Below are 13,120 nucleotides of genomic sequence, written 5' to 3'. Positions count from 1 at the left end.
ATGATAAACATTTTTTATAACAAAAAAGCAATCATAACCAATTTACTATAACTCGCTGATTAAAAATGACAGGCTCATGTTAAGACGCATTAAACCTTAAAGTTACCAACTAAATCTTTCACTTGCTTACCTGAATCGGCTAGAGCTGAACTAATTTTCTCAGAACTCTCTAATTCATTACTCAATTCAATTACAATTTCTTGAATTGAAACAAGATTTTGATTTATCTCTTCCGCAACCGCGCTTTGCTCTTCTGCCGCAGAAGCGGTTTGTACTCCCATATCATGAATTATACCGACAGCACCTTGGATCTCCGATAACCGCTCTTGAATAACCGATGAGTCTTGAATGGTTTTTTGCCCTCGATTCTGGCTTTCGGCCATCGTAGTAACAGCCGTTTTTACTCCTGATTGTAAACCATTGAGCATCTCATTAATTTCTTGCGTACTGGATTGTGTCCTACTGGCTAATGAACGCACTTCATCTGCAACCACCGCAAAGCCTCGACCTTGCTCCCCTGCTCTCGCTGCTTCAATCGCGGCATTCAGGGCGAGAAGATTTGTTTGCTCAGCTATACCACCGATTACTTCTATAACACTGGTGATTCGATCGGTCTGTTCACTCAAAGCTTGAATAGCATCAGAGGTGACATTCACTTCATTAACTAGTTCATTGATACTATGCATAGCTTGCGACACTTCCTTCTGAGCATCTTCAATTTGAATGTTCGCCGACGTGATCGCTTCTGAAGTTGAATGAGTATTGGTTGCGACCTCTCTAGAAGTTGCCGCCATTTCGGTGACAGCGGTTACTACCTTCTCTGTTTCTTGGCTATGATGTTGAATAGTGTTTACCGAACGGCTGGACTGTAAATCTAAATCTTTAGCGGCTTGTCTTACCGATACTGAACTTTCTTGAACTTCTTTCATCATCGGTTGTAATTTGTCCATAAAGGTATTAAATGCAATCCCTAACTCTGCAATTTCGTCGTTGCCTTTAGTTTCAAGACGCTCGGTTAAATCCCCATCGCCTTGAGAAATGTTATTTAACTTATCAACCATATTGTGCAAAGGAATCAATGCTCGTCCGGTGATAATACTAATAGCAATAGAAGTAAGTACTAACCCAATCAATGAAATCATCGAAGCTGAAAACATATCTCCAGATAATTGATCTTTACGCATTTGTAGATAAGCGTCTACTTGCGCTTCTACTTCGTCAACATATACACCCGTACCTAAAATCCAATCCCATTTAGGCAGATATTCCGCGTAACCAAGTTTAGGTGCTGATGCATCAATAGAGGGTTTATGCCACACAAAATTCAGGAAACCATCACCCACTTTTGCAGCACGAACCAAGTCACTAATAATAAGAACCCCATTTTCATCTTTCACCTGTGACAGATCTTTACCTTCTAACGAAAGGTTAACGCCATGAAATGTATTAATTCCTTGTGAATTGTAAGCAAAAAAGTAGCCATCATCGGCAAAGCGCATGGCTCTTAAAATAACCTTAGCTGCTTCTTTATTCTCACCATTTTTATCTTCATCATAAAGTGCTTGAATCGCGGTTCGCCCCATACGGAGATGAGCGATTAACGACTCTTTGTGATAACTAATCAGCTCACTGCGATAAGTTTTAGCTTGAGATTCTAAATCTCTAATACCATTCCAGTAAAATACACCGGCTACTAAAAAGGTAATTAAAACTAAAGGAACTATCGTGATCAGAGCTAATTTACCCCGACTTTTTAATGACATAACTCACTCCACCATTATTTTTATATAATTATCAGCTCAATATTATCCTAAACAACTAGACTTATTATTAAATTTACTGGCTTTAGCTTTTTAATTATTATTTTCAAATTATAGCTTTTTTCATCACATATCTCTAAACAAGCTCTGCGCTACTGCACAAATCCAGTCAAATAATCTCTGATTTATTACAAACCTAACGGCTTATTGTGATTCCTTTCTATACAGAGGATTTTTCAAATTTTTATGCTATGGTTTACCGATCAAATGGAGAATCAACATGCAATCTTTAGCTGGGAAAAAAATCCTTCTCGGAATCAGTGGCGGTATTGCTGCCTACAAATGTGCCGAATTAACAAGACGTTTAACCGAACGTGGTGCCGACGTTCAAGTCGTTATGACTCAAGCAGCACAAGAATTTATTACCCCTTTAACTATGCAAGCTGTATCGGGTCATCCTGTATCAAGCAGCCTACTTGACCCTGCAGCAGAAGCATCCATGGGACATATTGAATTAGGCAAATGGGCTGATTTAGTCTTACTCGCCCCTGCTACAGCGGATTTAATTGCACGAATAGCGGCAGGAATGGGGAACGATCTGGTTTCTACTTTAGTGCTTGCAACCAATGCCCCGGTTGTTGTTGCCCCAGCAATGAACCAACAAATGTATGCCAACCTCGCAACCCAAGAAAACATTACCACATTGAAAAAACGAGCGATTCATATTTGGGGACCTGCTGCCGGAGAACAAGCTTGTGGGGACATAGGATACGGCAGAATGCTAGAACCAATGCAATTGGTAGAACGTTGTGAAGCATTTTTTCAACCTAAGTCTCTTGCAGGAAAATCGGTTCTTATAACCGCGGGACCGACTCGCGAAGCGATTGATCCCGTGCGTTTTATTTCCAATCACAGCTCGGGAAAAATGGGCTATGCGCTTGCTCGTGCAGCTTCATTGTTAGGAGCAAAAGTAACACTGGTCAGCGGCCCTGTTGCATTAGACACGCCTAATAATGTACAAAAAATCAGTATAGAAAGTGCTGAAAATATGCATCAACAAGTTATGGCAAATGCTGAAAGCCATGATATTTTCATTGCCTGTGCTGCCGTAGCAGATTATCGACCGATGAATGTTGCCGATCAAAAAATCAAAAAAACAGATGATAACGATGAAATGACAATAAGCATGACAAAGAATCCAGACATTGTCGCTAGCGTCGCTCAATTAAAGAACAATCGACCTTTTACTGTCGGTTTTGCTGCTGAAACTCAAAATGTAGAAACCTACGCACGAGCAAAGTTAAGCCGAAAAAACCTTGATTTAATTTGTGCAAACGATGTATCAATCCAAGGACAAGGCTTTAATTCTAATGATAATGCATTAACTCTTTTTTGGCCTGAAGGTGAACAACAACTGCCGTTAAACTCAAAAGAACAACTTGCCACAGACATCCTATTAAAAATTAACGCCTTAATGAGCTAGGTTTTGACCAAGATAACTATTTTAAACAAATTGCTAATAACCACAGTAGATTTGACCATTAAGGTGAGTAATAATAACTAAGCAGTCCGTAGTAAGCACCAACTTCAATAATGTTGGTGCTTAAATGAAGTCTATTCAACGAAAGATTACAACGGTAAAAATACACTAAATAACATAGCACCGCTGGTAGTCACCATGTTATGGAATAACAGAAAAAAAGTTCAACCAATAACATGGAATAAGATAAGGAATCGGATCCATGACAGGAACCAGAAAGTCCAATCGTAGAGAAGAAATTCTGCAAGCTTTAGCTCATATGTTAGAAACAGCAGATGGCGCATCAAGAATCACCACGGCTAAATTAGCCAAACAAGTTGGGGTTTCAGAAGCGGCTCTCTATCGACATTTTCCAAGTAAAGCTCGAATGTTTGAAGGATTAATCGAGTTTATTGAAGATTCTCTCATGTCTAGAATCAACCGAATTCTAGACGATGAAAAAGATACCTTACAGAGAATAAGATTAGTTCTACAATTAATTTTAGTTTTTGCTGAGAGAAACCCAGGTCTAACCAGAATAATGTCAGGCCATGCATTGATGTTCGAAAATGAACGCCTTCGCAGCCGTATTAATCAGTTGTATGAAAGAATCGAAGCGCAATTAAGACAGATTTTACGTGAACGACAGATACGAGAAAATAAATCATTTCCAGTATCGGAATCGATTTTAGCCGCTCAATTACTCGGACAAGTTGAAGGAAGTTTGAATCGTTTTGTTCGGTCAGATTTCAAATATCAACCCACTGAAAATTTTGAAGAATATTGGGCATTACTTAGCGCACAACTTCAGTGAACACCCTTGAGTACTAAAAAGAGACACCGGATAATGAAGACAGAAAGAGGCAACAATGAGTAAAAGTATTGAACCCAAATTTACTTGGTCACTCATACAACCCAAATATTGGTTAGTGTGGGTGAATTTTGGGCTGCTGGCTGTTTTTGTTAACTTATTGCCTTATAAAGTTCTCTACTTTTTAGGAACTAAGCTGGGTCAAATAAGCATGAGGTTTGGTAAAGCTCGAGTAAAAGTAGCAACAAGAAACCTAGAACTCGCTTTTCCTGATAAATCAACCAAAGAAATCGAACGTTTTGTTGAAGAAAACTTTAGAAACACAGGGTTAGCTTTGATTGAAACAGGGATCACTTGGTTTTGGCCTACATGGCGATTTAAACGACTATTGATTGCTGGTGATTTCAGCGAGATGCAGCAACTAGAGCAAGAAAAAAAAGGGGTTCTACTGTGCTGCGCTCATGCACTTAATCTGGAAATTACTGCTCGAGCCTTTGCCGTTCTAGGCGTTGGGGGTTACGGCGTTTATCGACCACATAATAATCCTGCCTATAACTTTATCCAATATCATGGCAGAAGCCACAATGGTAATACGCTAGTGGATAGAAAAGACGTAAAAGGCATGATCCGTATTTTAAAAAATGGCCATCGTCTGTTCTATTTACCCGATCATGACTATGGCCGAAATAAATCAGTTTTCGTTCCTTTTTTTGCCGTTAAAGATGCTTGTACTACTACAGGAACCAGTATTCTAGCCTACACCAGTCATTGCGCCATCATCACTGGTTCTGGGTTTAGAAATGCAGATGGAAAATACCAAATACAAGTTGAACCATCCATTCATGATATATACCCGAAAAAAGATGCCAAAGCCGCTGCCGCTTTCATGAATAAACAAATCGAAAAGATAATATTGAAAGCACCAGAACAGTGGATGTGGTTACATAAACGCTTTAAAACAATGGAAGATGAATCGGTAACGCGTGGTATTCGGTATAAGTAGTGTCAGTAGTGCCTGGTATTAAATATAAATAGAACTGGACTCTGTTTTGTCTAATTCTATTTATATCCGGTTCTATTTCTACTTAGCTCTATGATAAGAAGGAGCTTTAAACACCGTACAGAGCTTTGTACTCTTTGACTTTTTGTAGATGTTCAGAGCTCATTCCTTTCTCTTCGAGGTAAGAAATAAGATCCGAAAGGCTAACAATAGACACGATCTGGCATTGGAAGTCGCGTTCAACTTCTTGAATAGCAGAAAGCTCTCCTTTACCTTTTTCTTGTCTATCAATCGCTACTAGCACACCTGCCAATTCTGCTCCATTAGACTGGATAATTTCCATTGATTCACGAATAGCGGTTCCTGCAGTAATCACGTCATCCACCAACATGATTCGACCCTCTAGAGCGCTACCAACCAAATTGCCGCCTTCACCATGATCTTTGGCTTCTTTACGATTAAAACTATAGGGCGTATCAACATCATGGTGATCCGCTAAGGCAACAGCAGTTGTGGTAGCAATAGGAATACCTTTATAAGCCGGACCAAATAACACGTCATAAGCAATACCTGAATCCATCAGTGCAGCGGCATAAAAACGACCTAAGCGAGCGAGATCTCTACCTGTATTAAATAAACCTGCATTAAAAAAGTACGGGCTAATACGCCCAGATTTTAGTGTGAATTGTCCAAACTTCAGAACTTCTTTTTCTAGCGCAAATTCAATAAATTCACGTTGGTATGCTTTCATTATTTTCCCCTAAAATAAAAGGTGGTTTTTATCCTACACTCGCTAGAAAGCTCATTGCTTACCCTCGACACTTTACGGTAACCAATGAGCCTATAAAACGTTTCTTGTTAACTTATAGCCGCTCGTCAACGGACAAAGTTATTAGTCCACTAACGCGGCTTTTTGCACTTCAATAATATCGGCAATACCTTGTTTCGCTAAGGCCAATAAATCCATGAGTTCATCATGCGAGAAGGGTTCACCTTCTGCTGTCCCTTGGATTTCTATCATTTTGCCTTCTTCTGTCATCACAACATTCATATCGGTATCTGCTGCAGAGTCTTCCACATATTCAAGGTCACATAAAGCTTCACCGTTCACAATACCAACAGAAACGGCTGCAACATGGCCTTTCATAGGGTTTTGTTTAAGTTTGCCCTTGCTTACCAAATGCTCAAACGCATCCGCCATTGCAACACTCGCGCCAGAAATAGAGGCCGTTCTTGTTCCACCATCCGCTTGGATAACATCACAATCGACCGTCACCATAAATTCACCCATGCCTTCTAAATCGACTACCGCACGTAAACTACGAGCAATAAGACGTTGTATTTCCATTGTGCGCCCGCCTTGCTTACCGCTAGACGCTTCACGACGGTTGCGAGTGTGAGTGGCTCTTGGCAACATACCATATTCAGCCGTTACCCAACCTCTACCTTGACCTTTTAACCAACGTGGTACATTTTCTTCTACTGTGGCATTACATAGAACTTTAGTATTACCAAATTCAACTAAGACAGAGCCTTCAGCATACGCCGTATAATTACGAGTCATTTTAATTGGACGAACTTGTACCGCACTTCTATCGTTTGGACGCATGAAACATTACCTGTTATCAATGAATTTTAATTGGGCGCGATTATAGCGGAAATAACCACCAGTTCCTAGACAGCACAATGTTACAAAGCATAATGATGCGAATTGGTGTGACAATAAAACAACGATGAGCAACGAACCTTAAGTTTCGAACTAAATTCAAACCTTCAGTTAAATTGAAAAATAGAGATAAAGACCATTTCCATGCTAACATCTTGCAAAATTTAATGATGCATCTCGACCATTAAGGAAATATCAATGATCTACAGCATGACGGCGTACGCTCGCAAAGAAGTAAAAGGCGAATGGGGAAGCGCGGTATGGGAAATTCGCAGCGTAAACCAACGCTATCTAGAAACCTACTTTCGCCTACCTGAACAATTTCGTGGTTTAGAACCAATTTTACGTGAGCGCTTTCGTAAACGTCTTGCTCGAGGAAAAGTCGAATGTCATTTACGTTTCGAAGCTAACCCGGCAGCAAAAGGTGAACTCTCTATTAATGAGTCACTAGCCAAACAAGTCATAAATGCAGCCAACCAAATTTCATCACTTGTGGGTGAAAGCAATCGAATTAATCCATTTCAAGTAATGCAATGGCCGGGTGTGATGGAAACATCTGAACAAGATATGGATTCAATAAATAAAGCACTATTGAATGCTTTCGATGAAGGAGTCAAAGAATTTATTGAAGCTCGTGGTCGTGAAGGCGAAAACATGAAAAACCTTATCACCACTCGTCTTGATGCAATTACCGAAGAAGCGATTAAAGTGCGATCTCGCATGCCAGAAATTTTAGAGTGGCAACGAGAACGATTGATTAAGAAATTCGAAGAAGCAAAAATAGAATTGGAAGCCACACGCGTAGAACAAGAGCTGATCTTGCTTGCGCAAAAAGTGGACGTAGCTGAAGAAATTGATCGTCTAGATTCTCACGTAAAAGAAACCCTTAATATTTTGAATAAAGGCGGAGCATGTGGTCGTAAGCTTGACTTTATGATGCAAGAATTTAATCGCGAAGCTAATACCTTAGCATCTAAATCAATCAGCACCGACATCACTGCGTCAGGCGTTGAACTTAAAGTGTTAATTGAACAAATGCGAGAGCAAATTCAAAATATAGAATAGATTCCTAGATAGAAAGTTACTCGTCCACATATGGGGCCAGAGACACTGAACCGCGCCATTTCGCAACACCACACAGGAGGCCGCTATAGCCAAACTACTGGGAGTTGCAGCTAGGCGCAAGTGAATGAATCCCCATGAGCATAGACATACTATGTGATTGGGGTGAACGAACGCGACGCCTCTGCATTTTTGTACGCGTCGGTTCTCATGTTAGCGTAGCGGTATGCTTCGCAAGTGCGTATCTATGGCTTCAATCATCGACTTGGTAAGCGGTAAATGCGCTTTTTCTTTCGCCCAGATTTCATGAAAACCTGCCACGGTTTGCTTGGCGGTATCTAACACCAATTTTTCTGGCAGCATGGCTTTAGCCGCCAAGTGTGACAGCTCATCCAGCGTGAAATCACTGAATTTCTTGCTACGGCTAACCTTCAGCGACGCACTATCATCGCGGATATAAGGGATGGTCGAAACAAAGTCATAAGCAGGTGCTATCGATGCAGTGCGCTTGTCTTTGTAAATCACGGACCAGTTCTTCAAATGCATATCGGCATTGCCAATTAGGGTATTGAACACCAATCGGCGAGTAAATTCTACGATGTCCTTGTCTTGCCCTTCAATACCGATAACCTGAGCAATATTACGCATACTGGCTTGTTTGTATTTATCCTGAGGATAAACGCCAAAGACTTGCGCAAAGTCTTCAATATGCACGGCTTGGCCACCTGCACGATCAAAGCGCTTAATCACAAACGCCTGAGCATTTTTAAAAGCATCACCAAATTTACCAATACCATCTGGGATATTAGCAATCTGGTTAATGGGGAGTAGCTGAGTCTCCGGCACATCCATTCCCAACATTCGAGCTAATTCCATCATCGAATATTCATTTTCTGGCACAGCGTCAAATCGAGACGATGGCAATTTCACAATCCAAGAGCCACCTTTACCGGTTGCTGGAATGGTCAAACCACCGTTTGCCTGTTGTACGGCTGAAAACTTCAATTGCACACCCGCCAATGAAAAACGCATTGGCGATTCAATTTCCGTTTCATCGTCAATACCTTGAAGCACATTAGGTGGTAAGGCTTCACCATCCGCTGACTCAACCGTGATCGCGCCAGCTAAATCCTGCCCCAGTACCCACAATAAAAAAAACTCCCACGCGGGGTTAACTCCAGCACGCTCTGCCAGGTAATGACGCATGGTTTCTTCTGGCAAAAGGTTAGAGAAAAACGGAGTTAACTTGGTTTGGGTCGGTTTAAAGTTAGTCAGTAAGCCACCCAGTGCATCTTTAAAACTCAGACCCAACACAGGCCGCGATTCGTCATGAATGTACGAATCCATAAAGGCAAAAAGTGTTCTGTCGTTGCCCACGTTGGTGATCGTTGCGATGGGTTCGCCATAGAGCAACACGTTGAGCGTAGAAACATGATTAGTCATCGTCGTCTTCCCCTAATTGATATGCGGGCGACATTGTCTCACCTTCGTCGATGCTCCCTTTGCTACTTCGAATAATCGACTTAATGGCAGGTACAGATTTTTTTGGTGCGACAAATAACTCTAGGTCGAGTACACGGGCAAGTGCAATCAAGCTGGACATTCTTAAATCAACGCCGCCAGACTCGATTTTCGATATATGGCTTTGAGGCACCCCCGAACGCGCGCTCAGCTCTCTCTGGCTAAAGCCCTTTCGTAGCCGAGCTTCTCGAAGACTTTCTAGTATCTGCTCTGTTACATAGCTCATTTCGATATGCCTTAATGTATCAACTAAGAATAATTATATACAAAAACATATCATTTTAATCTAAATACAACAATAATGATTAGCCATTATGTATCATAAAGCAGTTTTTGATATGCAATTATAGATAAATCGTAACGCGCGAGCTCGCTTACCCTGGGCAGTTGGGACAGTCGGGCAGCACTTGATACCGCAAGCTTTAGAAGATGAATAAGAGGAAAGTGTCCCCTTGCGGATCGCGAGTACGGGCAGCCACTTGCAGCCAAGAGCAGGTTTTGGCCTTTACCTCGGGTAAGCGCAAAATCCGTTGCTGACGCGCTGGGTGTACTGATGTGATGGATGATTGTGTAGTTGGGTTCATCGTTTCTACTTTTTTCAAAATAAGCCTCACTGATCTGTTAAGTTCTCTTAGGAGTTTGCCCCACTAGTATTAAAGAGTTAAACGGACGCAGTAGGCAGATAAATGCCCAGATCATGCAGCTTTCTGAGGGTACAGGTAGCTACCTGCCCCAGATGCCCAACGGATGGCGTACTACTTTGAATCTACAACAAATAAGAAATCCATCTATATGATGGTCTACAGATTGTAACTTTATTGGTGACAACCTGTAGACTTAGTAAATAAGAAAGACTCTCACTTATTTATCTTGAACACTCTACTCGTGGCTTTAACTTAATCTAATGATGACTTTAGATACCATGAGTCAAAAAAGATTGTGACCCTTCTTTTATAATTAGTTGTTCACCATTATGTTTCATTACAATGCCTTCTCCTGCCAAATATTGGCAGTCAATCGGACTATTTACACAACTTACTACCACATGGTGTCGTGTATTGGGTTTAATTTTCCATTCTATATGCTTAACATCTCGTTGCGCATCCGATTCAATTTCACCGTAATAACCATCCGCATCATTCACTTCACTTACCAGCTCTGGCAAGTTGGCGTGATTAGAAAGCATTTCTATTTGGTATAGAGTTTTTCCGGATGGGTTCTGTATAGAATGATCACCAAACATGGTGTGAACTTGCTTACCAAGTATTATTTTTAAAGGAGTATGTAACCGCCACTGTAATGGCGCTGTCTCGTTTAAAGTTATTTGGTCATACACCACTAACCCCTTGTCCACTACATGAACCAATACTCGCGTATAATTTTCACAGCCATCATAGGCGTTAGTGAGGTCTAATATAACACCGTTAAAACACTCTCCTTCGATATGATCAAGCACCGACGCTGTCGCCTTAGGGCAATCAAGCCTTTGACCTAATCCATTGATTAAAGGCAGGTTATGCGCAAGGGTTGTACGAGTCCATTGACTATGATGACGACTACCAAAACGATAACCGTAACTACCACTAGGAGTGAGTACATTGGTACCTGAGTCGACAAATGCAAAGTTACCTTGGTCTGCGTGTCTGTGTGAACTATTGCCAAATTGACTGGCGCGATAGTAAATAGAAGAGGAACCTTTAGACATTTTTCCAAGACCAGCGTAAGAATAATAAATGTTATCAGGCCTATCTATTTTGTTTTGCTGAACGTCATTTTGACGCTGTCTTTTTGCTACACACTCCAATTGTGGAATAGTAGGAATAACATCAAGAAGATGTAATTTATAATTCTCAATATCGTCTTCAAGAGTCTTATCTAGTTCAATGGCTTGAAGATCACCGTAACGTTGTGCATAAATTCTTAATGGATTTTGAGCAAAGAATCCTGGCCATTCAGTCCCTTCTCTTTGACACCAATATCCATCACCAAATGGATGAATACGTTCTTTTGTGGCAACAAAGTCCATCGCAAAATTAACGTAGTTTTTATAGAACGGATGATTATAAAAAGAAAAACGACTGATTCTCTCAACAGAAAGAAAAAATGGATGGTGCCATTTGCTATATGACGATGAATAAAACGGCCCTTCAACCCAACTGCCATCTTTTCCACCATAAAATGGTAGGACGCCACGATAAATCATTAGCGCATAGTTCAACCAGCGTGCACATACATCGCGGTCAAACTCTTTATGCAGCGCTAACGCCGCAACCCCTAAGTAAGCAGGTAACCTTGATGTATGTGAATGTCCGGGAAATTGCTTAAACTGATCTTGCTCTAAACGTTGTTCCATTTGATAAGCAACGCGAATCAGCATAGGTCGCACAAAAGATTGCTCGTCTTCTGTTAGAATTGGGCTTAACCAATGGTAAGCTAAATAAAGATTTCGAGCGATCGATAACCCTACTTCATCGCCCCATGTGCATGGGCGTAACAATGAAGCTGGGCCTTCTGGGCTCCATTCACAGACTCGCAATAAAATATCTCGAGCTCGATTACCTGCCTCAACATCGCCCCAAATTTTATAAAGCAGTGTCAAAGCAATCAAATCACGATCTATCCAATTTCGAACGTTAGCAATCGCGGTACGCTTACCTTCTTCTAAACCTCTACGGTAATGATTAGGGTATTGGATCGAGTCGATATCAATATTCGATACACTATTGATTAGCTTCTGCTTGGCTTGCTGGCTATTATCTTGAATATATTGAATATCTTCATCAAAATACATCAAAAATTGGTCTCTATTTGCACATTGCGCAAAAAGTTCTTGCGCTGTCGGTGCTAAATACGAATCCGTATCTGATGTGATATCAAATTCAACCCATTCTGATGTTTGCTGACTTTCTAGAGAGGTAACTCTCCAACGATATTGACTTGGTTCTAACTCAAAATCGAGTAAAAGAGGCGACTGGATGGAATGCCAATCCCACTTCTTGTCAGTACCAACTTGTATAAGCTCAACGTAATAACAGTGGGTATAGTCATCTTGAGGCCAATTGAAACAAGGGGGATTAACAATTGTGCTTCCGTTTTTAGGCGAGGTAAACACTTGAAAGTCATGTTTTCTTTGTAGTATCGATGTCAATTGTTAGTCCTCTTTATTCCAATGATATTGGCCAGTTTTTTCGTCAATATACCCAACCACTTTAGCTGGCGTACCAGCAACAATGCTAAAAGGTGCCGCATCATGTGTTACAACTGTATTGGCACAAACTAAAGAACAACGACCAATAGTTACACCTGGTGTTATTACCACACCAGTTGTCAACCACACGCCATCTTCGATAACCACTTTGCCTTTATCTAAGCAACTTCGACCACTAAACGATTGTGTCATCGGATCATAAACATGATTAGAAGCCACTATGGAAACATGCGGCCCAATGGAAACATTTTCTCCAATGCTTACATCACCGTTGATATAACTATACAAACCGATATAACTGCCACGGCCAATTTGTTTATCACCGATTCTAATAATCGCACCGGGGGCGACTCGCACATTATCGTGGGTGAAGCCTAATATTTTGGCTCGTGATTCATCATCCTGTTTATTATTACTTTGATTGGTATATAAGGTGAACTTTCGAAACTCTTCGTCAGACAGTTCACCACCATACTTTCTTTGCACCGACATACATTTACCTAAATCAACTAAAGTTGCTATTTATTGCAATTAAAGACAATTACTTGAATAAAAAGTGTTTCCAAAATCAAT

Annotated in this window: 11 protein-coding genes; 4 read left to right on the top strand and 7 right to left on the bottom strand. The window is 40.8% G+C overall.

Annotated elements, in window-relative coordinates; translation table 11 throughout:
* Positions 1–89: 89 nt before the first annotated feature.
* Positions 90–1,763 carry a methyl-accepting chemotaxis protein gene (locus R3X26_RS07170; RefSeq protein WP_317716535.1) on the bottom strand — a complete coding sequence of 558 codons (1,674 nt, stop codon included), beginning with the start codon at positions 1,761–1,763 and terminating at the stop codon, positions 90–92.
* 277 nt (positions 1,764–2,040) lie between these two features.
* Here R3X26_RS07170 and coaBC point away from each other — a divergent pair, with 277 nt between their 5' ends.
* The 3 genes from coaBC (at position 2,041) to lpxL (ending at position 5,093) form a co-directional block, all read left to right on the top strand.
* On the top strand, positions 2,041–3,243 hold the full coding sequence (coaBC, locus tag R3X26_RS07165) for a bifunctional phosphopantothenoylcysteine decarboxylase/phosphopantothenate--cysteine ligase CoaBC (RefSeq protein ID WP_317716534.1): 1,203 nt from the start codon (positions 2,041–2,043) through the stop codon (positions 3,241–3,243).
* 259 nt (positions 3,244–3,502) lie between these two features.
* Positions 3,503–4,093, top strand: a complete 591-nt coding sequence (gene slmA, locus R3X26_RS07160) for a nucleoid occlusion factor SlmA (protein ID WP_317716533.1) — start codon at positions 3,503–3,505, stop codon at positions 4,091–4,093.
* A gap of 55 nt (positions 4,094–4,148) precedes the next feature.
* Positions 4,149–5,093, top strand: coding sequence for an LpxL/LpxP family Kdo(2)-lipid IV(A) lauroyl/palmitoleoyl acyltransferase (gene lpxL, locus R3X26_RS07155; RefSeq protein WP_317716532.1), 945 nt, complete (start codon positions 4,149–4,151; stop codon positions 5,091–5,093).
* A 106-nt stretch (positions 5,094–5,199) separates the two neighbouring features.
* Here lpxL and pyrE read toward each other — a convergent pair whose 3' ends face one another.
* Complete coding sequence (gene pyrE / locus R3X26_RS07150; RefSeq protein WP_317716531.1) at positions 5,200–5,841, bottom strand: orotate phosphoribosyltransferase; 642 nt, start codon at positions 5,839–5,841, stop codon at positions 5,200–5,202.
* 141 nt (positions 5,842–5,982) lie between these two features.
* Complete coding sequence (gene rph / locus R3X26_RS07145; protein WP_317716530.1) at positions 5,983–6,699, bottom strand: ribonuclease PH; 717 nt, start codon at positions 6,697–6,699, stop codon at positions 5,983–5,985.
* A 255-nt stretch (positions 6,700–6,954) separates the two neighbouring features.
* On the opposite strand from rph, the gene R3X26_RS07140 reads away from it, so the two are divergent.
* Positions 6,955–7,821, top strand: coding sequence for a YicC/YloC family endoribonuclease (locus R3X26_RS07140; protein WP_317716529.1), 867 nt, complete (start codon positions 6,955–6,957; stop codon positions 7,819–7,821).
* Positions 7,822–8,031: 210 nt separating this feature from the next.
* Here the strand turns inward: R3X26_RS07140 and R3X26_RS07135 are convergent, their stop codons facing one another.
* The 4 genes from R3X26_RS07135 to R3X26_RS07120 form a co-directional block, all read right to left on the bottom strand.
* Positions 8,032–9,261, bottom strand: a complete 1,230-nt coding sequence (locus R3X26_RS07135) for a type II toxin-antitoxin system HipA family toxin (RefSeq protein WP_317716528.1) — start codon at positions 9,259–9,261, stop codon at positions 8,032–8,034.
* Positions 9,254–9,565 carry a helix-turn-helix transcriptional regulator gene (locus R3X26_RS07130; protein WP_317716527.1) on the bottom strand — a complete coding sequence of 104 codons (312 nt, stop codon included), beginning with the start codon at positions 9,563–9,565 and terminating at the stop codon, positions 9,254–9,256. Before R3X26_RS07130 ends, R3X26_RS07135 begins: the two co-directional genes overlap by 8 nt.
* A gap of 687 nt (positions 9,566–10,252) precedes the next feature.
* Positions 10,253–12,487 (bottom strand): heparinase II/III family protein, encoded by a 2,235-nt coding sequence (locus R3X26_RS07125; protein WP_317716526.1) that lies wholly within the window; start codon positions 12,485–12,487, stop codon positions 10,253–10,255.
* A gap of 3 nt (positions 12,488–12,490) precedes the next feature.
* Positions 12,491–13,039, bottom strand: coding sequence for an acyltransferase (locus tag R3X26_RS07120; protein ID WP_317716525.1), 549 nt, complete (start codon positions 13,037–13,039; stop codon positions 12,491–12,493).
* Positions 13,040–13,120 lie beyond the last annotated feature (81 nt).

This window comes from Vibrio sp. TH_r3, from assembly GCF_033101115.1.
Taxonomy (GTDB): Bacteria; Pseudomonadota; Gammaproteobacteria; order Enterobacterales; family Vibrionaceae; genus Vibrio.
Note: the sequence above shows the minus strand (reverse complement) of the source record. Positions and strands in the feature narration are given on the sequence as shown.